We start from the raw sequence: 21,344 nt of genomic DNA, 5'->3' as shown, positions 1-21,344 counted from the left end.
TGTGGTGTCACTCGTCATCGTCGGGCGTCGGCACCGCGCTCGCCTGCTCAGCGACGTCGGCTTCCGACGCCTCCCCCTCCAGGTCAGGGCGTGGTGTCGCCGGCCGGTACTCGTCCGTCTCCGCCTCGTGCGCGGGAGCCGCCGGGGACGTGCTCGACTCCTCCACCAGGCTCGTGGTCTCGTCAGGGACTTCCAGGCCGGCGTCGCGCCAGGCGTCAGAGGGTGTCGTGCTCATGTCCCCATGCTGGCCCGGATCACCGTGCCTCGCGAGGCAGGACCGCCCACACGACGTGGGGCCAGCCGCCCAGGGCACGCAAGCGCGCCCGCTCCGCGCGGGGGCCACCGCCGGGCCCGCGCAGAGCGTCCGTGGGCATCGCGTGCAGCGCACCCGAGGACGGCTCGTACAGCGTCACCGTGGCCCGGCCTGCCACGTCACGGACGTCCGCCAGCAGGACGACGTGCCGCGGGACGGCCGCAGCCGGCCCCCGCCGCAGGTCCCCGCCGGTGTAGAGCGGCACGGGGACCCCGGCGGCCGCCGCCGCGACGGCTGCCGCGAGCACGCCGCGAGGCCCCTGCGAGGGGTCACGAGCCCCGACCACCCGGTGCGTGTAGCGCACCGAGGAGTACCGCGCCTCCCGTGCAGCACCCCATGGGGGCGTGCCCAGGGCCTGCGGCCACCACCGTCGCGTGCGAGCGTGGGTCTCGCGCTGCATCGACGCGAACGCCTGCCGGGCGCCGCCCGGAGCACGAGCCAGGGCGAGCGCCGACTCCGGGTCGCCCGCCAGCCGCAGCAGGACGAGCACCGCGGCACCGCACGTCGTCGCGTCGACCTGCCGCGCCCCCGCCGACGCGCCCCCGGGAGCGGCCGGGAACAGCTCCGGCAGGAGCAGCGGCGCGGGGCGACCGAGGCTCGGTACCGCCCGCCGGCGACCCAGCGGGTCGAGCACCTGCGCCCGCACGTGCGGGTCGACGGCACGCAGCGCGACCTCCACAAGGTGCGGGACCTGTGGCCCCGCCGGTGGAACGTCCCGCAGGTGGGGCACCGGGCCGGCGAAGAGCCTCGCGGCCGCGAGCAGGTCGGTCAGCCGCAGCGCACCGACCCCCGCTCCCATGACCGCCGCGCGTCAGTGGATGCGGTCGAGGACGATCGGCCGCCGCGCCACCGGCGTGCCCGACGGCGCCACGCGCCACCCGCCGTCGAGCGCTGCCCGCGCGCGGTCGAACCTCTCCGGAGTGTCGCTGTGCAGCGTCATCACCGGTTGCCCGGCGACCACCTGCTCCCCCGGGCGGACGTGGATCTCCACACCGGCTCCGGCCTGCACCGGATCCTCCTTGCGGGAACGCCCGGCACCGAGCCGCCACGCCGCGACGCCGACGGCGTACGCGTCCAGCTCGGCCAGCACCCCGGTGCTGTCCGCCCGCACCTGCTCGTTGTGCTTCGCCACCGGCAGCTCGGCGTCCGGGTCGCCCCCCTGGGCAGCGATCATCCGCCGCCAGGCATCCATCGCCCGGCCGTCCTGCAGCGCCGCGCGGACCTCGCTCTCCGCCGTCGGCCGCCCCGCCGCGTCCAGCATCTCCACGGCCAGCGCCACGGTGAGGTCGACGACGTCGGCCGGGCCGCCGCCGTCGAGCACCTCCACGGACTCGCGCACCTCCAGGGCATTGCCCGCGGTCCGTCCGAGCGGCACGGACATGTCGGTGAGCAGAGCGACGGTACGCACCCCGGCGTCGGTGCCGAGCTCGACCATGGTGCGCGCCAGCTCACGCGCCTGCGCGGCGTCCTTCATGAACGCGCCCGAACCGACCTTGACGTCCAGCACCAGTGCGCCGGTGCCCTCGGCGATCTTCTTCGACATGATGGAGCTCGCGATCAGCGGGATCGCCTCGACCGTGCCGGTGACGTCACGCAGTGCGTAGAGCTTCTTGTCGGCCGGCGCGAGCCCGGCCCCCGCAGCGCAGATCACCGCCCCGACGTCCTCGAGCTGGGCGAGGATCTCGTCGTTGCTCAGACCCGCGCGCCATCCGGGGATCGACTCGAGCTTGTCCAGCGTGCCACCCGTGTGACCGAGCCCTCGGCCCGAGAGCTGCGGCACGGCCACACCGAACACCGCGACGAGCGGTGCCAGCGGCAGCGTGATCTTGTCTCCCACCCCACCGGTGGAGTGCTTGTCCGCCGTCGGGCGGGACAGACCGGAGAAGTCCATGCGCTCGCCCGAGGCGATCATGGCCTGCGTCCACCGGGCGATCTCGACGCGACTCATGCCGTTGAGCAGGATCGCCATGGCGAGGGCCGACATCTGCTCCTCCGCGACCACACCGCGGGTGTAGGCGTCGACGACCCAGTCGATCTGCGCGGACGACAGGTCCGCCCGGTCGCGCTTGGTCCGGATGACGTCGACAGCGTCGAAGGGTTCGTTCATCGTTTCAGGTCCTCCGGTCCGAATGCCTGCGGCAGCATCGCGGACATGGGTACGACGCCGTCAGGCGTCTCGACGAGCAGGTCGGCGCCGCCGTGCTCCCACAGGAGCTGCCGGCACCGGCCGCAGGGGGTGATGACGTCTCCGGCCCCGTTCACGCAGGTGAAGGCGACGAGCCGCCCACCGCCTCCCGTGACGAGCGCGGAGACCAGGGAGCACTCGGCGCACAGTGTCACGCCGTAGGCGGCGTTCTCCACGTTGCAGCCCACCAGCAGCCGGCCGTCGTCCGAGTAGGCGGCCGCGCCGACAGGGAAGCCCGAGTAGGGCGCGTAGGCGCGGCGAGCGACCGCACGGGCCGCCTCGCGCAACGCACCCCAATCGACGTCGTCCACGCTCATTCCTTGACGTACGCCTGTCCGTTGGCCGCCGGTGGCTGCGACCGGCCGACCAGACCGGCCACCGCGAAGAGCGTCACCACGTACGGCAGCATGAGCATGAACTGGCTCGGGACCGGCGAGCCGACCACCGACAGCACGTTCTGCAGGTTCGTCGCGAACCCGAAGAGCAGACCCGCCAGCGCGGCCTTGATGGGGTCCCACTTGCCGAAGATCATCGCCGCCAGGGCGATGAAGCCGGCGCCCGCCGTCATCTCGCGACCGAACTGGTTGATGGAGACCACCGTGTAGAACGCACCACCCATGCCGGCGATCGCACCGGCGATGAGCACCGCGCGGTAGCGCGTGGCGAGCACGTTGATGCCCACGGTGTCGGCCGCCTTCGGGTGCTCCCCGACGGCTCGCACCCGCAGCCCCCACCGCGTGCGGTACAGCGCGAACCAGACGGCGAGGACGACGACGAACATCAGGTAGACGAGGATCGTCTGGTTGAACAGCACCGGCCCCACGACGGGGATGCGGTCGAGGAACGGGATGGGCAGGCGCGGGAACCGGGTCGTGGAGTTGAGCAGCTCGGTGTTGGGCACCAGCACCTGGGAGTAGAAGAAGCTCGTCAGGCCGATCACCAGCACGTTGAGCACGACACCCACGATGATCTGGACCACCCGGTAGGTGATCGCGAACAGCCCGAGCACGAGGGCGACCAGCATGCCGGCCACCATCGCCGCCAGCAGGCCGGCCCACGGGCTGCCTGTCAGCGAGGCCACGACCGCCGCGCTGAAGGCACCGGCCAGCAGCTGGGCCTCGATGGCGATGTTGATGACGCCGGAGCGTTCACCGATGACACCGCTGAGCGAGCCGTAGACGATCGGCACCGCCAGGACCACCGCGCCGCTCAGCAGGCCCACGACCGACAGGTCGCGCGGGCTGCCAGCTGCCGCCCAGGCGAGGAAACCGACCAGCAAGAACACGGCGTAGACGGAGATCCACCACAGGGGCACCCGACGGCGTGCTCGCACGGTCAGCACCACCGCCACCGTGAGGAGAAGCCCCACGCCGGCGCCGAGCCAGGCCGTCGACATCGCTGGTACGACGTACACCGGGATCTGGAAGAAGTCGCGCGAGGTGGACAGTGCGAACCGTGCGCTGCCCTCGTGCGGGGCGAGCGCCAGCAGGGCCACGTAGAGCACCAGGACGGAACCGAGTGCGATCGGAGTCTTCCACGACACCTTGTCGATGGTGCGCGCGCCGGCCTCCTGCGCCGGGGCGGGAGCAGGTTGGCTCACGGGTGCACTCACGCCGTCATCTCCTTCGTGCTGGAGCTCTTTCGCTTCGTCGCCGTCCGGCGCGCCGGTTGCGGCAGCCGGAAGATCGCCCGCACCAACGGCGGCGCGGCGATGAAGAGCACGATGAGCGACTGGACCACAAGGACGATCTCGATCGGGATCCCCTCGGCGGCCTGCATCGCCGAGCCGCCAGCCTTGAACGCCCCGAACAGCAGGCCCGCGAAGAGCACGCCGACGGGCTGCGAACCACCGAGCAGGGCCACCGTGATCGCGTCGAACCCGATCCCGGAGTCGATCCCCTCGCCGAAGCCCGTCGTGGCAGTGCCGAGCACCTGGGTCACTCCGGCCAGACCCACCAAGGCACCGGCGATCAGCATGACCGAGACGGTGGACCATTCGACGTCGATGCCGGCGACGCGTGCGGCGCGCGGGTTCTCGCCCACCGCGCGGTAGGAGAAGCCGAGCGACGCGCGGTTGAGCAGCCACCACACGTACGCCACCGCCAGGAGGGCGAGGACGAAACCCCAGTGCACGGGGTAGCGGTCGCCGAGCAACGGCGGGAGCTGGGCGGACTCGGCGATCGGTGGTGTGCGCGGGTTCGCCGATCCCGGGGCTTGCATGAGCCCGGGGGTCGCGAGGAAGAAGGACAGCAGGTAGAAGGCGATCCAGTTCAACATGATGGTGCTGATGACCTCGTGCGCGCCCGTGAAGGCCTTGAGGGCACCAGCAATGCCGGCCCACAGGGCCGCGGCGAGCATCCCGGCCACCATCGCCAGCAGCAGGTGCAGCGGGAACGGCAGTCCGGTGACCCCGAAGCCCACCCAGCCGGCACCGACGGCGGCCATGAGCATCTGGCCCTGACCACCGATGTTGAACAGCCCGGCGCGGAAGGCCAGCGCCACACCGAGCCCGGCGGCGATGAGCGGCGTCGCGTTGTTGAGCGTCTGCGTGAACGAACGGATCCCCGCCGCGAAGCTGTCGGCCTGGTAGTTGTAGACGGCGCCCCGGAACAGCGCCGAGTAGGCGCCCCCGATGGCCTCGCCGACCGCCTTCAACGTGTCCTGGGGCCGGGCGAAGAAGTAGCTGGCAGCCTCCTGGACGGCCTCGTCGGTCGCGACGATGAGGATCGACCCTGCGAGCACGGCCAGCAGGATCGCGCCGAGGGCCACGGTCCAGCTGCCGGAGACGATCTGCCGGAACGCGTCACGCCACCGGTCCCCTGTCACCTCGACGGTCTCGGCCTCCTCGCGCGCTCGCTCCTGCTCGAGCTCCTCGACGAGACCCGGCTCAGCCTCGGCGTCGACGCGCTTGAGCTCCTCCTCGAGCGGGTTCGATGGTGGCTGCTGCGTTGAATCTTCGTTCTCCTGCCCGCTCACGCGGCCTCCCCTTCAGCCTCGGGCGCGATACCGGCCATCATCAGGCCGAGCACGTCGCGCGGGGTGCTCGCCGGGACGATCCCGACCACCTTGCCGCGGTACAGCACCATGATCCGGTCACCGAGCGCCACGGCCTCATCGAGCTCCGTGGAGACGACGATCACAGGCAGCCCCTCGTCACGGGTTGCGACGATGCGCTGGTGGATGAACTCGATCGACCCGACGTCGACGCCGCGGGTCGGCTGGGCGGCGACGAGCAGCCGCAGGTCACGGGAGAGCTCTCGCGCCAGGACGACCTTCTGCTGGTTCCCTCCCGAGAGCCGGCCCACGGGCAGGTCGATGCCCTGGGTGCGGACGTCGAACTCGTCGACCTTCTCCTGGGCGAACTCGTCGCGCCGCGCGAGCTGCAGGGAACCTGCCCGGACGAACGGCGGGCCGTCGGTCCGGTCGAGGATGAGATTCTCGGCGATGCTAAATTCGCCGACCAGCCCGTCCGTGCTGCGATCCTCTGGCACGAACCCGACGCCCGCGGAGAGGATCTGGCGCACGCTGCGGCCGACGAGCTCGCGGCCGTCGAGCCGGACGGAGCCGGTGACGTCCTCCTGGAGTCCGAGCAGCGCCTCGGTCAGCTCGGTCTGGCCGTTGCCCTGCACACCCGCGACGACGAGCACCTCACCGCCGCGGACCGTGAACGAGATGTCGTCCACCACGACCTGGCCGTCGGCGTTGGCTACCGAGAGCCCGGCGACCTCGAGCGCGTTGTCGCGGTACCGCGGTGCGTCCTTGTGCACGGTGAGCTCGACCGCACGGCCCACCATGAGGGACGCCAGGTCGACGTCGGACGCGGTCGGTGCGGCCTCGCCGACGACCTTGCCGTGGCGCACGACCGTGATGCGGTCCGCGACCGCTCGCACCTCGCGCAACTTGTGCGTGATGAAGACGATCGCGGCGCCCTCGTCACGGAGCTGACGCATGATGGCCATCAGCTCGTCGGTCTCCTGCGGGGTGAGGACCGCCGTCGGCTCGTCGAAGACGAGGACCTTGGCGTCACGACTCAGGGCCTTGATGATCTCGACGCGCTGCTGCACCCCGACCGGGAGGTCCCCGACCAGGGCGTCAGGGTCGACGTGGAACCCGAACCGGTCGGCCGTCTCGCGCACCGTGCGACGCGCACCGGCCAGGTCCAGCACCCCCGCGCCGCGGGTCGACTCATGACCCAGCATGACGTTCTCGGCGACGCTGAAGACCGGGACCAGCATGAAGTGCTGGTGCACCATGCCGATGCCGGCGGTCATCGCGTCGCCGGGTCCCTCGAAGGACTGCACCTCGTCGTCGAGCAGGATCTCTCCCTCGTCGGCGTCGTACAGCCCATACAGGACGTTCATCAGGGTGGACTTGCCGGCCCCGTTCTCCCCGAGAAGGCAGTGGATCTCCCCGGGCTCGACCACGAGGTCGATGTGGTCGTTGGCCACCAGGGCGCCGAAACGCTTGGTGATGCCTCGCAGCTCGAGCCGCATCGTGCTCAGGCCCCTTCCTCGCGACGCCCGTCGCGGTCAGCCTAGACCCGTCGGCGCGACGGGACTCGGCCGGAGCCTGGGGTCCCGCCGCGCCGACGGATGGGTGTGCTAGCGGCTCACTGAGCCAGGTAGGACTTGACTTCGAGCTCGCCGTCGATGATCTGCTGGCGCAGGTCCTCGACCTCGGACACGAGCTCCGGGTCGACCCGGTCCTCGAACTCGTGCAGCGGGGCGAGGCCCACACCCTCGTTCTCCAGCGTGCCGACGTAGGGCTCGGCGGAGAACGAGCCCTCACCCGAGGACAGGACCGCCTCGTAGGCCGAGACGTCCATCTTCTTGAGGATGGAAGTCAGCACGTAGGGCTGCGTCGTCGGGTCGGTCTCGTAGAAGTCCGCGTCGACCCCCACCAGGGCAACGTCGCGGCCGGAGTCCTCGATCGCCGCGATCGCGGACTGGTAGATCGGCCCGCCAACCGGCAAGATCACGTCGACGCCCTGGTCCAGGATGTTCGTCGCCGTGGTCTTGGCGGTCTCGTTGGCGGCGAAGTCGCCGGTGAACGCACCGTCCTCGCCGCCCGAGTAGCCGATGACCTCGACGTCGGCGTCGTTTGCCTCGTTGTAGTGCTCGACGCCCTGCTTGAAGCCGTCCATGAAGATCGTCACGGTCGGGAACGGCATGCCACCGAAGGTGCCGACCTTGCCGACCTCCGAGTAGCCGGCGGACAGGTACCCGGCGAGGAACGCGGCCTCGGCCGTGTTGTACAGGAGCGGCTTGATGTTCGGCGCGTCGGCCTCACCGTCGAAGTCTGCGTCCGCGGCGTCGTCGACCAGGATGTAGTCCGTGTCCGGGTTCGCGTTCGCGGAGTCGATCGTGTCCGCAGAGAGCGCGAACCCGACGGCGACGATGGCGTTGCAGCCCTGGTCGACAAGGGACTGCAGGTTGGCGTTGTAGTCCGCCTCGGACTGGGACTGCACCTCGCGGAACGTGGCACCGAGCTCGTCGGCGGCCATCTTGGTGCCCTCATAGCTCAACTGGTTGAAGCTCTTGTCGTCGAACCCGCCCTTGTCGGAGACGATGCACGCCGAGAAGTCGGTGGCCTCGCCCTCGGCGCTGGTCTCGGTGTTCTCCTCGGTGGGGGTCTCCTCCGGGGCCGAACCGCATGCCGCGAGGGTCAGTGCAGCGATACCCGCGAGGGCGGTGAGCTGGATGGCTCTCTTCACCTGTCGCTCCTGTCGAATGAGGGTGGGTGAGGGCGGGCAGCAGCCCGTCTCACGATCAGAGACGCTCAGCCTAACCACGGCGTGGCGCACCAGCGGCCGGAGAGGGCCACCGTGGCCGAGTCGTTACCGAAGCGGTACGTCGCCCGACGTCGCCGGGCCGAGGACGAAACGTGCCAGCAACCTGGCCCCGATCCCGATCGCCCGTTCGTCGACCACCAGGTCACCGCGGTGGATGTCGTAGCGGCGCTCGCCAGGGGTCGCCGTGCCCAGGCGCGCCATCGCACCGGGCACCTTCGTCAGGTACCAGGCGAAGTCCTCCCCGCCGAGCGACTGCTCGGTCAGCACCACGCCGCCCTCGCCGAGGACGGCGGCGCCGGCTTCCTCCAGCGCGGCGGTCACCTCGGCGTCGTTGTCCACCGGCGGCACGCCGCGGACGTGGTGCACGCTGACGTCCACGTCGTAGGGCGCCACGACCTGCTCGACGGCGTCGATCAGGACCTGCCCCGCCTTCTCCCACGCGCGCACGTCCAGGCAGCGCAGCGTCCCCTTGGCCACCCCGGACGTCGGGATCGCGTTGTGGGCGTTGCCCGCCTCGACGGCACCCCACGTGAGGTTGACCCCCGAGCGCGGGTCGAGCCGCCGGCCCAGCACGGCGGGGACCTGGGTGATCACCTGGCCGAGGGCGTAGACGACGTCGCCGGTGAGGTGGGGGCGGGAGGTGTGCCCGCCCCCGGAGGACAGCGTCACGGTCACGAGGTCGGACGCCGACGTGATCGGCCCGATCCGGGTCCCGACCAGGCCGACGTCGAGCTTCGGCTCGGCGTGCATCGCCGCGATCCGCTCGACGCCGTCGAGCACCCCCTGGGAGATGACGGCGTGCGCGCCACCGGGCATGCTCTCCTCGGCGGGCTGGAAGATCAGGCGGGCGCCGACGTCGAGCAGGCCCTCGTCGTCGATCCGTGCGAGGGCGAGGCCCGCGCCGAGCACGACGGCCGCGTGCAGGTCGTGCCCGCAGGCGTGGGCGACGCCCGGCACCGTCGAGGCGAAGTCGCAGCCGCACAGGTCGTCCAGCGGCAGCGCATCGATGTCCGCCCGCAGCGCCACCCGCCCACGGCCCGGGACGTCCGGTCCGACGTCGCAGACGAGCCCTGTGCCGTCGAGCGCCCGGGGGCTGAGCCCGGCCGCGCGCAGCCGCTCGACGAGCACCGCCGTCGTGCGGAACTCCTGCCAGGCGACCTCAGGGTGGGCGTGCAGGTCGCGCCGCACGGCGACGAGCTCCGGCTCCAGCTCGGCCACCAGGGCGTCGAGCCGCTCGGTCGCCCCGCCCGGCACCCCGGCGCTCACAGCAGGTCCTCGCGGCCGTGCTCGCGCACCGCGTCGACCATGCGCCGCACCTGCTGGGCCCGGGCACGGGTGGTCACCAGCAGGGCGTCGGGAGTGTCGACCACGACGACGTCGTCGATACCGAGCAGCGTCACCGTGCGCCCGCTGGCCGGGACGACGACCGACCCCGCGCTCTGCACCCGGACCACGTCCGCGACGTCACCGAGGACCTTGGACCCCGAGTCGTCGTCGGCCGGCAGGAGCGCGGCGAGCGAGTTGAAGTCGCCGACGTCGTCCCAGCCGAACGAGCCCGGCACCATCGCGACGCCGCCCGCCGCCGCGACGGGCTCCGCGACGGCGTGGTCGATGGCGATCTTCTCCAGGCTCGGCCACACCTCGGCGAGCACGCGGTCGCGCTCCGGGGTGTCCCAGGCGCCCGCGACCCGACGCAGCCCGTCGTGCAGGGCCGGCCGCTGCTCGGCCAGGTGCCCCAGCAGCACGCTCGTGCTCGCCACGAAGATGCCGGCGTTCCAGCGGTACTCCCCCGAGGCCAGGTACTCACGGGCCGTCCCCGCGTCGGGCTTCTCCGTGAAGCCCTGCACGTGCACGGCGCTCGGCGCGCCCTCGACGTCCAGCGGCTCGCCGCCACGCACGTAGCCGAACGCGGTCGAGGGCCGGGACGCGGCGATGCCGATCGTCGTGACGAACCCGGCGCGGGCTGCCTCTACGGCCTCACGGACCGAACGCTCGAACTCCGGCTGGCCGGACACCACCTGGTCGGCCGCGAACGAGCCGAGGACGACGGCGCCCGAGCGGTGCTCCAGCACGGCCGCGGCCAGGCCGATGGCCGCCATCGAGTCCCGGGGGCTCGGTTCGGGCAGCACCTGGTCCGCACCGACCCTCGGCAGCTGGTCCCGGACGGCCGCGACGTGCCGCGCACCGGTGACCACGAGGATGCCCTCGTCACCGGCGAGCGGGACCAGCCGGTCGACGGTCGCCTGCAGCAAGGTCCGCCCCGAGCCCGTCAGATCGTGCAGGAACTTCGGGTGGTCGGCACGCGAGACCGGCCACAGCCGGGTGCCGGAGCCTCCCGCCGGGACGACGGCGCGGAAACCGGGGATGGCAGACATGGGCATGTTGGCAGCATAGTGACGGGTTCCCACCCGCCGACACGAAGGCTGTGGAATGTGTCACAGAAACCGCACAGAGGCTCCGTTTTCGGGCGCTCCGTGACCCGATCGCGACCCGGTGTCACTACAGTGGCTCCACGTAACCCGCCCGAATCCGCCAATGGAGGCTCCCCCCGTGCCGACTGCTCCCGCTGGCACGCTCTACCGCGGCCGTGAAGGCATGTGGTCGTGGGTCGCGCATCGCGTGACCGGCGTGCTCATCTTCTTCTTCCTGCTCGTGCACGTGCTGGACACGGCACTCGTGCGGGTCTCCCCCGAGGCGTACGACGCCGTCATCGGCCTCTACAAGACGCCGGTCGTGGGGCTCGGTGAGGTCGGCCTGGTGGCCGCCGTCGCCTTCCACGCCTTCAACGGCATCCGCGTGGCGCTGGTCGACTTCTGGTCGCAGGGCGCCAGGTACCAGCGGGTCATGCTGTGGGTCGTCCTCGGGCTGTTCGTCGTGACGATGGCCGGCTTCCTGCCCCGCCACCTGATGAACGTCTTCGGAGGCCACTGATGAGCGCCCAGACCACGATCCCCACACCACGCTCGCCCTACGCGCGGCGCAAGACCACCCGCGGCAACTTCGAGCTGTACTCGTGGGTCTTCATGCGGGCCTCCGGCGTGCTGCTCCTCGTGCTCGTCTTCGGCCACCTGTTCGTCAACCTCATGGTGGGCGACGGCATCAAAGCCATCGACTTCGCCTTCGTCGGCGGCAAGTGGGCCAGCCCGTTCTGGCAGACCTGGGACCTGCTCATGCTGTGGCTCGCCATGATCCACGGCACCAACGGCGTCCGCACGGTCATCAACGACTACGCCGAGCGGGACGTCACCCGTGGAGTGCTCAAGGGCCTGCTCCTGCTGGCGTTCACGTTCACCGTCGTGCTCGGCACGCTCGTGATCTTCACGTTCGACCCTTGCCCGGCGGACGCACCGGCCGAGCTCCTCGCCTCGTTCTGCACGGCCTGAGCCCGCGCAGCCCCCCAGCCCGCTGATCCACCACTCGCCGCAGGAGGCATCGGAACCGATGCAGACCCATCAGTACGACGTCGTCATCGTCGGCGCAGGCGGCGCCGGCATGCGCGCGGCGCTCGAGGCCTCGAAGGGGGCCCGCACCGCGGTCATCTCCAAGCTGTACCCCACGCGTTCCCACACCGGCGCCGCCCAGGGCGGCATGTGCGCCGCCCTGGCGAACGTCGAGGAGGACAACTGGGAGTGGCACACCTTCGACACCATCAAGGGCGGCGACTACCTCGTCGACCAGGACGCCGCGGAGATCATGGCCAAGGAGGCCATCGACGCCGTGCTCGACCTGGAGCGCATGGGGCTCCCGTTCAACCGCACGCCGGAGGGCCGGATCGACCAGCGCCGCTTCGGCGGGCACACCCGCAACCACGGTGAGGCCGCGGTGCGCCGCGCCTGTTACGCCGCGGACCGCACGGGCCACATGATCCTGCAGACGCTCTACCAGAACTGCGTCAAGCAGGACGTGGAGTTCTTCAACGAGTTCTACGTGCTGGACCTGCTGACCGACCACGACCTCACGACGGAGCAGATCGAGGACGGTGCCGAGGTCAACGCGACCGGCGTCGTCGCCTACGACCTCGCCTCCGGCGAGACCCACGTCTTCCAGGCGAAGGCCATCATCTTCGCCACCGGTGGCGCGGGCAAGATCTTCAAGACGACGTCGAACGCCCACACCCTCACCGGCGACGGGATGGCCCTGGCCTACCGTCGTGGGCTGCCGCTCGAGGACATGGAGTTCTTCCAGTTCCACCCCACGGGTCTGGCCGGGCTCGGCATCCTGCTCTCCGAGGCGGCACGCGGTGAGGGCGGGATCCTGCGCAACGCCGACGGCGAACGCTTCATGGAGCGCTACGCCCCCACCATCAAGGACCTGGCGCCGCGCGACATCGTCGCCCGGTCGATGGCGAACGAGGTCCGCGAGGGCCGCGGCGCCGGCCCGAACAAGGACTACGTGCTGCTCGACCTGACGCACCTGGAGCCGGCGCACATCGACGCGAAGCTCCCGGACATCACCGAGTTCGCCCGCACCTACCTCGGCATCGAGCCGTACACCGAGCCCGTACCGGTCTACCCCACGGCGCACTACGCCATGGGGGGCGTGCCCACGAACATCAAGGGCGAGGTGCTGCGCGACGGCCACAACGTCGTCAAGGGTCTCTACGCCGCCGGTGAGGTCGCCTGCGTCTCCGTGCACGGCTCGAACCGCCTCGGCACCAACTCCCTGCTCGACATCAACGTCTTCGGCAAGCGCTCCGGCCGGTCCGCCGCCGCGTACGCCCAGACGGTCGAGCAGCACCTGCCCATCCCGGAGAACCCGGCCGCCCGCGTCGAGGCGCAGCTGAGCGAGATGCGCGACCGCCCCGACGGCGAGCGGGTCGCGGAGGTGCGCAAGGCGCTGCAGGAGACCATGGACGCCAACGCCCAGGTCTTCCGCACCCAGGAGTCGCTCGAGCAGGCCGCCAGCGACATCCGCGACCTCCAGAAGCGGTACCGGAACGTCTCGGTGCAGGACAAGGGCACCCTGTTCAACACCGACCTCCTCGAGGCGATCGAGCTGGGCTTCCTGCTCGACATCGCCGAGGTGACGGTGGTCGCGGCGCTCAACCGCCGCGAGTCGCGCGGCGGTCACTACCGCGAGGACTTCCCGGACCGGGACGACACCAACTACATGCTGCACACGATGGCGTACCGCCGTCCGACGTCGGCTCCCGACGCCGCCGACGGGCACGTCGAGGGCTACTTCGACCACGTCGAGGACTTCGGGGACTACAAGGTGGTCCTGGGGTCCAAGACCGTCACCCAGACGCGCTACGAGCCGATGGAGCGGAAGTACTGATGACTGCTGTTCTTGAAAACACTGCGAACACCGCTCAGGACGGGCAGGCCGGTGCTGTCGCGTCCTTCGAGGTCACCCTCAAGATCCGCCGGTACAACCCGGAGGTCTCCGAGGAGGCGATCTGGGAGGAGCACACCGTCACGGCGCACGGGACCGACCGCGTGCTCGACGCCCTGCACAAGATCAAGTGGGAGCTGGACGGGTCGCTGACCTTCCGTCGCTCGTGCGCCCACGGCATCTGCGGCTCGGACGCCATGCGGATCAACGGCCGCAACCGCCTCGCCTGCAAGACCCTGCTCAAGGACGTCAACCCGGACAAGCCGATCACGGTCGAGCCCATCAAGGGGCTCCCCGTGGTCAAGGACCTCGTGGTCGACATGGAGCCGTTCTTCGCCTCCTACCGCGAGATCATGCCGTTCCTGATCACCTCGGGGAACGAGCCGAGCCGGGAGAACATCCAGTCGCAGGCCGACCGCGACCGGTTCGACGACACGACTAAGTGCATCCTGTGCGCCGCGTGCACGTCGTCCTGCCCGGTCTTCTGGACCGACGGCCAGTACTTCGGCCCGGCGGCGATCGTCAACGCGCACCGGTTCATCTTCGACTCGCGTGACGAGGGTGCCACCCAGCGCCTGGAGGTCCTCAACGACAAGGAGGGCGTGTGGCGCTGCCGCACGACCTTCAACTGCACCGAGGCGTGCCCCCGCGGCATCGAGGTCACCAAGGCGATCCAGGAGGTCAAGCGGGCGATGATCACCCGCGCCTTCTGACTCGTCCTGCCACGCGGGGACGAAGCCCTGCACGGTCGCGTTCACGGGCGCTGCGCGCCCTCCACTTCGGGGATGACGACCGTGCGGGGCTTCGTCGTCCCTCCCGCGAGGTAGCGCACGACGGCGCGAGGTAGCGCAGGTCAGGACGAGTACAGGCCGCGGCGCACCCCGCGGACGTCCAGGCTCTAGATCTGCCCGCTCCCCTGGCCCCGGTGCACCTGCCGCTCGATCTCGGCCTCGCGACGCATGGCGGCGACGGCGCGCTCGGCCTGGTCGATCTCGTCGAGGCGAGGCGGGTCGTGCACCCACGCACAGACGAGCAGCAGCACCCGGGCGACGAAGTTGACCAGCAGCAGCACCGCGGCGAGCGTCACGAAGGACGCCAGGATGACGTTCCGCGACGCCGCGGCCGTCACCACTGAGGCACCCACCCAGCGCAGACCGCTCGTGGCCAGTCCTGCGACCAGGCTGCCGATCACCAGGTCCTGCGTCCGGCGCGGCCGCACCCGAGCGACCACCCGGACGATCAGGTAGACGAGCACCGCGTCCAGCAGCACCCCCACCGCGAAGGTGCCGATCGCGAGGACCCAGCCCAGCACCATCGTGTCGCCGAACCACCGGACGGCCTGCCGGCCGACCGTCTGCGAGACGATGCTCGCCACCGCTGCCGCGACGAGCATGACGCCGAGGATGAGGAACCCTGCGAGCTGCCACACCTTGGACAGCACGGGGTTCACACCGACGAACGGGGCGTCGAACATCGACCGTACCGAGTGCCGCAGCGCCCTCATGACGGTGAGCGCCGTCCACAGGAAGACGAACGCCGCCACGACCGTGGTCCAGCTCCAGGCGGTCTGGCGCACCAGGTCCCCGGGAAAGACCAGACCTTCGACGTCGCCGCGGCTCTCCTTGAGCAGCCCGGGCACCCACGCGTCGATCTGCTTGAACACGGCGTCCTGAAGCTCCGAACGGTTGCCGAGGGTGACGGAGAAGACGCTCACGCCGATCGTGAGGGCAGCGCCCAGGGAGAACAGCGCCGAGTAGGCGATCCCGCCGCACAGCAGGTTCCCGCGGCGGGCCAGGTACCACCTCACGGCACGGACGGTACGCAGGTCGAGCGCCCACTGGACGAGCCGCACCACGAGGTCACGGAGGCGGTCGATTCTGTCCGGCACATGCCCGACCCTACCGACGGGGCTGCTCGTCGGCAGGTCGGTCAGGCCGCCGGGCCGCCACCGAGCGCGAACGACCGCTGCGGCCGCCACACGCCGTCGTCGCCGTGCTCGTACATCCACACGGCAGCGACCTCGAAGATCGCCTCGAAGTCGCTCATCCCCTGGAACGCCCGGTCCAGCGCCTCGTCCGACACCTCGTGGGCCACCGTCACGTGCGGGTGATAGTTGAACCGCAGCTCCTGGGCCAGCACGCCGGACCGGGCCTGCTCCTCGAGCATCTCGCACTCTGCGATGCCCTCGGCCAACGCGACGAAGACAACCGGCGAGATCGGTCGGAAGGTGGCTGTGCCACGCAGATGGACACGGAAGGGCGGCGTCTCACCGGCCACCTTCTCCAGGTGCTCCCCCACCGCGGGCAGCACGGACGAGTCCACCACCGTCGGGCCGACGACCGTGATGTGCGGCGGGATGACCTCCGCCAGTGGGTCCCCGACGTCGGCCCGCGCCTGCTGGAGCTCAGTGGCATAGGGATCGGGCACGGCGATGGCGATGCCGATGCGCACCTGGTCCGGTCCTCGGTCGGGCAGGTTCACCGGTCGCCTCGCGGCAGCAGTCCGAACCGGTCGAAGTAGCGCGCTCGCACGCCACCGGCGATCTCCCGTGCCCGTGCAGCGCCGTCGTCGAGCACCTTGTCGAGCTGGGCCGGATCGGCGAGGTAGGTGCTGGCGCGCTCCTGGAACGGCTCGAGGAACGCGACGACGGCGTCCGCCAGATCAACCTTGAGGTAGCCGTAGCCACGTCCGTCGTACTCGGCGGCGATGTCGTCGATGGCACGTCCGGTCACGGCGGAGAAGATCGTCAGCAGGTTCGAGATGCCCGGCTTCTTCTCACGGTCGAAGTAGACGGCGTAGGACTCGTCGGCGTCGGTCACGGCGGACTTGATCGCCTTGACCGCCTTCTTCGGTTCCTCGAGGAGCCAGACGACGCCCTTGCCGCCCGCGTTCGACTTCGACATCTTCGCGGAGGGGTTCTGCAGGTCCTGGATCTTCGCGGTCGCGCGCACGATGTACGGCTCGGGCACGACGGCGGTCCCGGCGCCGAACCGTGCGTTGAGCCGCTCCGCGATGTCACGCGTCAGCTCGAGGTGCTGTCGCTGGTCCTCGCCCACCGGGACCAGCGCGGCGTCGTAGAGCAGGATGTCGGCAGCCATCAGCACGGGGTAGGTGAAGAGGCCGACCGTCGTCCCCTCGGTGCCCTGCTTGGTCGACTTGTCCTTGAACTGCGTCATCCGGCTCGCCTCGCCGAACCCTGTCTGACAGCTCAGCAGCCAGGCCAGCTCCGTGTGCTCCGGCACGTGCGACTGCACGAAGAGCGTCGACCTCGCCGGATCGACTCCACCGGCGAGGTACTGAGCGGCGGTGGCGCGGGTGCGCTCGCGCAGCGCGACCGGGTCAGGGTTGACCGTCAGCGCGTGCAGGTCCACGACGCAGTACAGCGCCTCGTGGTCCTCCTGCAGCGCGACCCACTGCGTCAGGGCACCGAGGTAGTTGCCCAGGTGCAGGGACGTGTCGGTCGGCTGCATGCCGGACAGGATGCGAGGCCGGCACGCCGCTGGTGCGCCCGGGACGGTGACGTCGGACATGTGGCTCATTCTGGCAGGTTGGACGGGCAGGCAGAAAATGCCCGTGGTGTCGGTTCCGGGGGTGAGGGCCGGGTCACGTCGCCTCGTCGTCGAACGGTGCGCGCTCGAGCGGCGCGGAGGTCGGTGGCGCGGCGCCGCTGGCAGCCCCGGCGACGACCGCAGCGCCGGACGCCGCCCCGGCATAGCCGGCCGTGCGTCGCGTGGTCCGGGGCGCCGGCTCGTCGTCGAGCAGGGCTTCCTTCACGATGCGTCGCGGATCGTACTGACGCGGGTCGAGCTTCTGCCAGTCGACGTCCTTCAGCTCGTCGCCGAACTCGTCGTTCATGCGTTCCTTGGCGCTCTGCAGGGCCACCTTGCCCTGCCGCACCAAGGAACCGAGCTGCCCGGCGTAGTGCGGCAGGCGCTCAGGCCCGATCAGCACGAGCGCCAGCACCACGATGACGACGAGCTCGCCCCCGTTGATCCCGAAGAAGCTCACGGCCGACAGCCTAGCCCGCACCCGAGCCGGTCTGGTACCCGCTCACTCGCTCGGACGTTCCTGCAGCACGACGCGGACCTCGCGCTCGTCGTCGCCGCTGCGCACGGTCAGCGTGACGGCGTCCCCGGGCTGGCTGGCACGGATCGCCACGATGAGCTCGTCGCTCCGCGACACCGGCCGACCGTCGATCGCCAGGATGATGTCTCCCTCGCGGATCCCCGCCAGGTCGGCGGGACCGCCGTCGGTCACGGGCGCGGCACCCTCCTGAGGCTCCTCGGACACCTTGACACCCTCACCCGAGTAGCTCGTGTCGAGCAGCACCCCGATGACCGGGTAGGTCGCCCGGCCGGACTCGATGAGCTGTTCGGCGGTGGTCCGCACCTGGTTCGCCGGGATGGCGAACCCGAGCCCGATGCTGCCCGTCGCCTGCAGGGCACCGGGAGGCTGGGCGATCGCCGAGTTCACTCCGATGACCTCGCCGGCGGCGTTGACGAGCGGCCCCCCGGAGTTCCCGGGGTTGATCGCGGCGTCGGTCTGGATCGCGTCGATGAAGGCGGTGGTCGCCTGGTCTCCGGCCTGTACCGGGCGGTGCAGCGCGCTGACGATGCCGGCGGTCACGGTCGAGTCGAGGCCGAGCGGCGCCCCGACGGCCAGGACCTCGTCACCGACGACGACGTCGTCGGAGTCGCCCAGCACGAGCGGCGTGAGCCCGTCGACGTCGATCTTCACGACAGCCAGGTCGTAGTCCGAGGTCCGTCCGACGATCTCGCCCTCGTGCTCGCTACCGTCGGAGAGGACGACGACGACGTCGCCGCCGTCCGCCCCGCCTGCCACGACGTGGTCGTTGGTGACGACGTACCCGTCCGGACGCAGCACGAACCCTGAACCGCTCGAGCCGCCACCGTCGGCACCGGTGACCTCGAACGACACCACCGACGGGAGGACCTCGGCCGCGGTCGCCGCTACCGAACCTTCCGGCCTGGAGAAGCTCGCTCCTCCGCCGGTGCTGCCCGTGGTGACCGGCAACCGGACGGAGCTCTCTTCGGCGGTGGTGCCAGAGACCCTGTCACCGGCGAGGCCGCCCACGAATCCGACCAGCAGCGCGAGGACGAGGAACCCGGCGCCCCGGGCGCCACCCAGGCGCGCGCGGGGGACGCTCGCCCGTTCGTCGGCCACGTGCTCGGGCGCGACCTCGGCCAGACGGTCGGGCGCGACGGTGTCGGGCTGGGCAGCGTCGTCGGGGGCGCTGCGGCCCGGTGCCGGACCGTACGCGAGCGGCACGGAGGGGGCGGGGCCGGGAGTCGGCACCGTCGACGGGCTCGACCACGGGCGCTCAGCCGCGTCCGGTGGCACCGCCGAAGGGGCCGGGGCCGCCGGCACCTGTCCCGGGGCCGGGTCGGGTCGTCGCTCCGGTGGCTCAGGCGTCGCGAAGAGGTCCGTGGGGTCCTGAGTGGTCATGGGCGGGTGAGTGCTCCTGTCACAGTCGTCCAGCCGCGGGTGATCCGGGGCAGGACTCCCGCATCGTAGTCATCGTCGGGGAAGGCGGCGACCACGTCGACGAGGACGTCGTGGGGGGCGTCCGTCGTCGCCTCGACGACCATGTCCCCCGCCTGCCAGGCGACGTGCCAGGGGTCTCGCGTCAGCACATGGACGTTCCCGCGGCCCGGCACGTCGAGCATCATGTCGGAGACGACGACGTCGTCGAGACGGCCGGGGCGTTCGCGGACGACGACCAGGCCCTCCGGTCCGGTGAGGTCGATCTCGACGAGCTTGCCGTCCGTCCGCACGGCGGCGAGCTGGTAACCGGTCGGCAGGGCGCCCGGTGCCACGTATCCCTCGGAGTCCAGCGCGATCTCGTCCGTGACGCTCGTCGAGACCTCGTCCGTCCCGGCCAGCGTGCTCAACGCCGCGGCGCGTGACGCCTCCGGCGAGACGACCGGGGCCTGTCCCAGCACGAACAGCGCACAGCCCAGCACACCAGCACCACCGGCGCCGACGAGGGCGAGACGGTGGCGGCGACGACGCCGGGCGGTCCCGGCGAGGTCACCGGTGAGGGTGGTCCGCCACGCCTCCGGCGTCTGCCAGGTGGTGTCGCGGTCCGGTGCCCGCAGCGGGTCACGGTCCACGGGAGGGATCGAGGCGGACAGCGCCAGCAGGCGTTCGGTGAGCTCCGGGGTCGGCACGACGTCGCAGGCCTGCGTGAGGCGGCGACGGGCAGCACGGGCCGACTCGAGCTCGGCCGCGCACAGGGGGCAGGCCGCCACGTGACCGAGCGCACGGTGCGTGTCGGTGGGGCCGAGCTGGCCGTCGGCGAGGGCACTGACCAGGTCCCCGAGGTGTCCGTTCATCGCACCACCTCGGCGCGCCGGTGCTCGAGCGCGTCGCGGAGCTGGGCGCGGGCACGGTGGATGCGCGATCGGACGGTACCGATCTTGATGCCGAGCGTCACCGCGATCTCCTCGTAGCTGAGGCCCTCGATGTCGCACAGCACGACGGCCGCGCGGTACTCCGGCCGCAGGGCGTCCAGCGCCGCCTGGACGTCGTGGTCGAGGTGGGCGTGCTCGAAACCGCGCTCCGGCCGGGCGCGGTCGTCCGCCGCCTCGACCCGCGAGGCGTCCTCGCCCATGGCCTCGAAGCGGATGCGCTTCTTGCGTCGCACCTGGTCGAGGAAGAGGTTGGTCGTGATGCGGTGCAGCCAGCCCTCGAAGGTACCGGGCGTATAGCTGGACAACGAGCGGAAGACGCGCAGGAACGTCTCCTGCGTCAGGTCCTCCGCATCCTGCTTGTCACCGGTGAGCCGGTACGCCAGGCGGTACACGCGCGCGGAGTGCTCCCGCACGATCTGGTCCCACGTCGGCGGCACCCAGCCCGTGGCGGGGACAGGCGCAGAAGGTTCTGTGCGGGCAGCGGTCTCGGTCATCACGGCCATCGTCCCATGCGAACGTGTGAGCGCCCTGAGTGGTTCCCACGTACGATCGCAGCGCAACAATTCGAGGGGGCCGCCATCACCATCGGGGTCGGTGCCCAGGACGACCCGACGGCCGCCTGGGCCTTCAGCGAGACGTACCTCGCCGAGGACGTGACGATCCTGCGCGCCCGCGAACGGGCGGCAGAGCTCGGCTGCGCGACGGTCTCGCCCGGCACCGGTGCGCTCCTGCAGGTGGTGGCCGCGGCCCTCCGGGCACGCGCCGTCGTCGAGATCGGCACCGGGACCGGGGTGGCGGCACTGTGGCTCCTGCGCGGGATGGCACCGGACGGCGTGCTGACGACGATCGACCCGGAGTCGGAGCACCAGCGGGCGGCCAAGACGGCTTTCGCCGAGGAGGGCGTCCCGGTCCATCGCACCCGCACGATCGTGCGGCCGCCCCTGGACGTGCTGCCCCGACTGACGGACGGTGCCTACGACCTGGTGCTGGTGTCGATCGACCCCCAGGCCTACGCCGAGTACGTGGAGGCCGCCGTGCGGCTCTTGCGTCCCGGCGGCGTCCTGGTCGTGGTGGACGCCCTGCTGGGCGGCCGTGTCGCGGACCCGGACCTGCGCGACGAGACGACCGCCCTCGTCCGCCGTCTCGCGCACGCCGTGCGCGACGACGCGCGCCTCACCCCGGCGATGGTGCCCGTCGGCGAGGGGACGCTGCTCGCCGTGCGGCGGTAGACGCCCGTCGGGCAACGCGACGGGCGCGGAGCAAGAATCCGCTCCGCGCCCGTGAGTT

General features: G+C 71.1%; 22 protein-coding genes. 5 read left to right on the top strand and 17 right to left on the bottom strand.

Annotated features, from left to right (window positions below; all coding sequences use genetic code 11):
* Nucleotides 1-7: 7 nt before the first annotated feature.
* From PZC42_RS05280 to PZC42_RS05235, 10 genes are all read right to left on the bottom strand, one after another.
* Nucleotides 8-235, bottom strand: a complete 228-nt coding sequence (locus PZC42_RS05280) for an Rv3202a family protein (RefSeq protein WP_277209049.1) — start codon at nucleotides 233-235, stop codon at nucleotides 8-10.
* Between the two features lie 19 nt (nucleotides 236-254).
* Nucleotides 255-1,112 carry a hypothetical protein gene (locus PZC42_RS05275; RefSeq protein ID WP_277209047.1) on the bottom strand — a complete coding sequence of 286 codons (858 nt, stop codon included), beginning with the start codon at nucleotides 1,110-1,112 and terminating at the stop codon, nucleotides 255-257.
* Between the two features lie 12 nt (nucleotides 1,113-1,124).
* Nucleotides 1,125-2,420: a thymidine phosphorylase gene (locus PZC42_RS05270; protein WP_277209044.1), complete on the bottom strand. Its 1,296-nt coding sequence runs from the start codon at nucleotides 2,418-2,420 to the stop codon at nucleotides 1,125-1,127.
* The gene (locus PZC42_RS05265) at nucleotides 2,417-2,815 is read right to left on the bottom strand and encodes a cytidine deaminase (protein WP_438802910.1); all 399 of its coding nucleotides are present in this window, start codon (nucleotides 2,813-2,815) and stop codon (nucleotides 2,417-2,419) included. The genes PZC42_RS05270 and PZC42_RS05265 overlap by 4 nt, the downstream gene beginning before the upstream one ends.
* On the bottom strand, nucleotides 2,812-4,110 hold the full coding sequence (locus PZC42_RS05260; RefSeq protein ID WP_438802909.1) for an ABC transporter permease: 1,299 nt from the start codon (nucleotides 4,108-4,110) through the stop codon (nucleotides 2,812-2,814). The genes PZC42_RS05265 and PZC42_RS05260 overlap by 4 nt, the downstream gene beginning before the upstream one ends.
* Nucleotides 4,107-5,474 carry an ABC transporter permease gene (locus PZC42_RS05255; protein WP_277209040.1) on the bottom strand — a complete coding sequence of 456 codons (1,368 nt, stop codon included), beginning with the start codon at nucleotides 5,472-5,474 and terminating at the stop codon, nucleotides 4,107-4,109. The genes PZC42_RS05260 and PZC42_RS05255 overlap by 4 nt, the downstream gene beginning before the upstream one ends.
* Nucleotides 5,471-6,991 (bottom strand): ABC transporter ATP-binding protein, encoded by a 1,521-nt coding sequence (locus PZC42_RS05250; protein WP_277209038.1) that lies wholly within the window; start codon nucleotides 6,989-6,991, stop codon nucleotides 5,471-5,473. Before PZC42_RS05250 ends, PZC42_RS05255 begins: the two co-directional genes overlap by 4 nt.
* Before the next feature lie 116 nt (nucleotides 6,992-7,107).
* The gene (locus tag PZC42_RS05245) at nucleotides 7,108-8,211 is read right to left on the bottom strand and encodes a BMP family lipoprotein (protein ID WP_277209036.1); all 1,104 of its coding nucleotides are present in this window, start codon (nucleotides 8,209-8,211) and stop codon (nucleotides 7,108-7,110) included.
* Between the two features lie 123 nt (nucleotides 8,212-8,334).
* Entirely contained in the window at nucleotides 8,335-9,555 is a 1,221-nt protein-coding gene (locus PZC42_RS05240) for an amidohydrolase (protein WP_277209035.1), read from the bottom strand.
* Nucleotides 9,552-10,670 (bottom strand): mannose-1-phosphate guanylyltransferase, encoded by a 1,119-nt coding sequence (locus tag PZC42_RS05235; protein WP_277209033.1) that lies wholly within the window; start codon nucleotides 10,668-10,670, stop codon nucleotides 9,552-9,554. The genes PZC42_RS05240 and PZC42_RS05235 overlap by 4 nt, the downstream gene beginning before the upstream one ends.
* A gap of 169 nt (nucleotides 10,671-10,839) precedes the next feature.
* Here PZC42_RS05235 and sdhC point away from each other — a divergent pair, with 169 nt between their 5' ends.
* From sdhC to PZC42_RS05215, 4 genes are read left to right on the top strand one after another with little or no spacing between them, the layout of a single operon-like run.
* The gene (gene sdhC / locus PZC42_RS05230) at nucleotides 10,840-11,220 is read left to right on the top strand and encodes a succinate dehydrogenase, cytochrome b556 subunit (RefSeq protein ID WP_277209030.1); all 381 of its coding nucleotides are present in this window, start codon (nucleotides 10,840-10,842) and stop codon (nucleotides 11,218-11,220) included.
* Nucleotides 11,220-11,672, top strand: coding sequence for a succinate dehydrogenase hydrophobic membrane anchor subunit (locus PZC42_RS05225; protein ID WP_277209028.1), 453 nt, complete (start codon nucleotides 11,220-11,222; stop codon nucleotides 11,670-11,672). Before sdhC ends, PZC42_RS05225 begins: the two co-directional genes overlap by 1 nt.
* Before the next feature lie 58 nt (nucleotides 11,673-11,730).
* On the top strand, nucleotides 11,731-13,566 hold the full coding sequence (sdhA, locus tag PZC42_RS05220; RefSeq protein WP_277209026.1) for a succinate dehydrogenase flavoprotein subunit: 1,836 nt from the start codon (nucleotides 11,731-11,733) through the stop codon (nucleotides 13,564-13,566).
* On the top strand, nucleotides 13,566-14,336 hold the full coding sequence (locus PZC42_RS05215; protein WP_277209024.1) for a succinate dehydrogenase iron-sulfur subunit: 771 nt from the start codon (nucleotides 13,566-13,568) through the stop codon (nucleotides 14,334-14,336). The genes sdhA and PZC42_RS05215 overlap by 1 nt, the downstream gene beginning before the upstream one ends.
* 185 nt (nucleotides 14,337-14,521) lie before the next feature.
* On the opposite strand, the gene PZC42_RS05210 is transcribed toward PZC42_RS05215, so the two are convergent.
* The 7 genes from PZC42_RS05210 to sigE form a co-directional block, all read right to left on the bottom strand.
* Complete coding sequence (locus PZC42_RS05210) at nucleotides 14,522-15,511, bottom strand: YihY/virulence factor BrkB family protein (protein ID WP_277209022.1); 990 nt, start codon at nucleotides 15,509-15,511, stop codon at nucleotides 14,522-14,524.
* A gap of 41 nt (nucleotides 15,512-15,552) precedes the next feature.
* Entirely contained in the window at nucleotides 15,553-16,104 is a 552-nt protein-coding gene (locus tag PZC42_RS05205) for a 2'-5' RNA ligase family protein (protein ID WP_277209020.1), read from the bottom strand.
* Nucleotides 16,101-17,153, bottom strand: a complete 1,053-nt coding sequence (trpS, locus tag PZC42_RS05200; protein WP_277209018.1) for a tryptophan--tRNA ligase — start codon at nucleotides 17,151-17,153, stop codon at nucleotides 16,101-16,103. Before trpS ends, PZC42_RS05205 begins: the two co-directional genes overlap by 4 nt.
* A gap of 73 nt (nucleotides 17,154-17,226) precedes the next feature.
* Nucleotides 17,227-17,631 (bottom strand): twin-arginine translocase TatA/TatE family subunit, encoded by a 405-nt coding sequence (locus tag PZC42_RS05195; RefSeq protein WP_277209016.1) that lies wholly within the window; start codon nucleotides 17,629-17,631, stop codon nucleotides 17,227-17,229.
* Nucleotides 17,632-17,673: 42 nt separating this feature from the next.
* On the bottom strand, nucleotides 17,674-19,089 hold the full coding sequence (locus tag PZC42_RS05190) for a S1C family serine protease (RefSeq protein ID WP_277209014.1): 1,416 nt from the start codon (nucleotides 19,087-19,089) through the stop codon (nucleotides 17,674-17,676).
* Nucleotides 19,086-19,979, bottom strand: a complete 894-nt coding sequence (locus tag PZC42_RS05185; protein WP_277209013.1) for a zf-HC2 domain-containing protein — start codon at nucleotides 19,977-19,979, stop codon at nucleotides 19,086-19,088. The genes PZC42_RS05190 and PZC42_RS05185 overlap by 4 nt, the downstream gene beginning before the upstream one ends.
* The gene (gene sigE, locus PZC42_RS05180; protein WP_277209012.1) at nucleotides 19,976-20,551 is read right to left on the bottom strand and encodes an RNA polymerase sigma factor SigE; all 576 of its coding nucleotides are present in this window, start codon (nucleotides 20,549-20,551) and stop codon (nucleotides 19,976-19,978) included. Before sigE ends, PZC42_RS05185 begins: the two co-directional genes overlap by 4 nt.
* A gap of 15 nt (nucleotides 20,552-20,566) precedes the next feature.
* On the opposite strand from sigE, the gene PZC42_RS05175 reads away from it, so the two are divergent.
* Nucleotides 20,567-21,286, top strand: coding sequence for an O-methyltransferase (locus tag PZC42_RS05175; RefSeq protein ID WP_277209011.1), 720 nt, complete (start codon nucleotides 20,567-20,569; stop codon nucleotides 21,284-21,286).
* Nucleotides 21,287-21,344 lie beyond the last annotated feature (58 nt).

The organism is Isoptericola croceus (assembly GCF_029382255.1).
In the GTDB taxonomy this organism is placed as follows: domain Bacteria; phylum Actinomycetota; class Actinomycetes; order Actinomycetales; family Cellulomonadaceae; genus Isoptericola; species Isoptericola croceus.
This window is presented reverse-complemented; position numbering and strand designations above follow the sequence as displayed.

What these genes read in the sequence shown, in the direction of transcription:
- sdhA (WP_277209026.1), top strand. Translation starts at nt 11,731, where the DNA reads ATGCAGACCCATCAGTACGACGTCGTCATCGTCGGCGCAGGCGGCGCC.
- trpS (WP_277209018.1), bottom strand. Translation starts at nt 17,153, where the DNA reads ATGTCCGACGTCACCGTCCCGGGCGCACCAGCGGCGTGCCGGCCTCGC.
- PZC42_RS05185 (WP_277209013.1), bottom strand. Translation starts at nt 19,979, where the DNA reads ATGAACGGACACCTCGGGGACCTGGTCAGTGCCCTCGCCGACGGCCAG.
- PZC42_RS05275 (WP_277209047.1), bottom strand. Translation starts at nt 1,112, where the DNA reads ATGGGAGCGGGGGTCGGTGCGCTGCGGCTGACCGACCTGCTCGCGGCC.
- PZC42_RS05215 (WP_277209024.1), top strand. Translation starts at nt 13,566, where the DNA reads ATGACTGCTGTTCTTGAAAACACTGCGAACACCGCTCAGGACGGGCAG.
- PZC42_RS05280 (WP_277209049.1), bottom strand. Translation starts at nt 235, where the DNA reads ATGAGCACGACACCCTCTGACGCCTGGCGCGACGCCGGCCTGGAAGTC.
- PZC42_RS05265 (WP_438802910.1), bottom strand. Translation starts at nt 2,815, where the DNA reads ATGAGCGTGGACGACGTCGATTGGGGTGCGTTGCGCGAGGCGGCCCGT.
- PZC42_RS05175 (WP_277209011.1), top strand. Translation starts at nt 20,567, where the DNA reads ATGCGAACGTGTGAGCGCCCTGAGTGGTTCCCACGTACGATCGCAGCG.
- PZC42_RS05190 (WP_277209014.1), bottom strand. Translation starts at nt 19,089, where the DNA reads ATGACCACTCAGGACCCCACGGACCTCTTCGCGACGCCTGAGCCACCG.
- PZC42_RS05225 (WP_277209028.1), top strand. Translation starts at nt 11,220, where the DNA reads ATGAGCGCCCAGACCACGATCCCCACACCACGCTCGCCCTACGCGCGG.
- PZC42_RS05270 (WP_277209044.1), bottom strand. Translation starts at nt 2,420, where the DNA reads ATGAACGAACCCTTCGACGCTGTCGACGTCATCCGGACCAAGCGCGAC.
- PZC42_RS05235 (WP_277209033.1), bottom strand. Translation starts at nt 10,670, where the DNA reads ATGCCCATGTCTGCCATCCCCGGTTTCCGCGCCGTCGTCCCGGCGGGA.
- PZC42_RS05250 (WP_277209038.1), bottom strand. Translation starts at nt 6,991, where the DNA reads ATGCGGCTCGAGCTGCGAGGCATCACCAAGCGTTTCGGCGCCCTGGTG.
- sigE (WP_277209012.1), bottom strand. Translation starts at nt 20,551, where the DNA reads ATGACCGAGACCGCTGCCCGCACAGAACCTTCTGCGCCTGTCCCCGCC.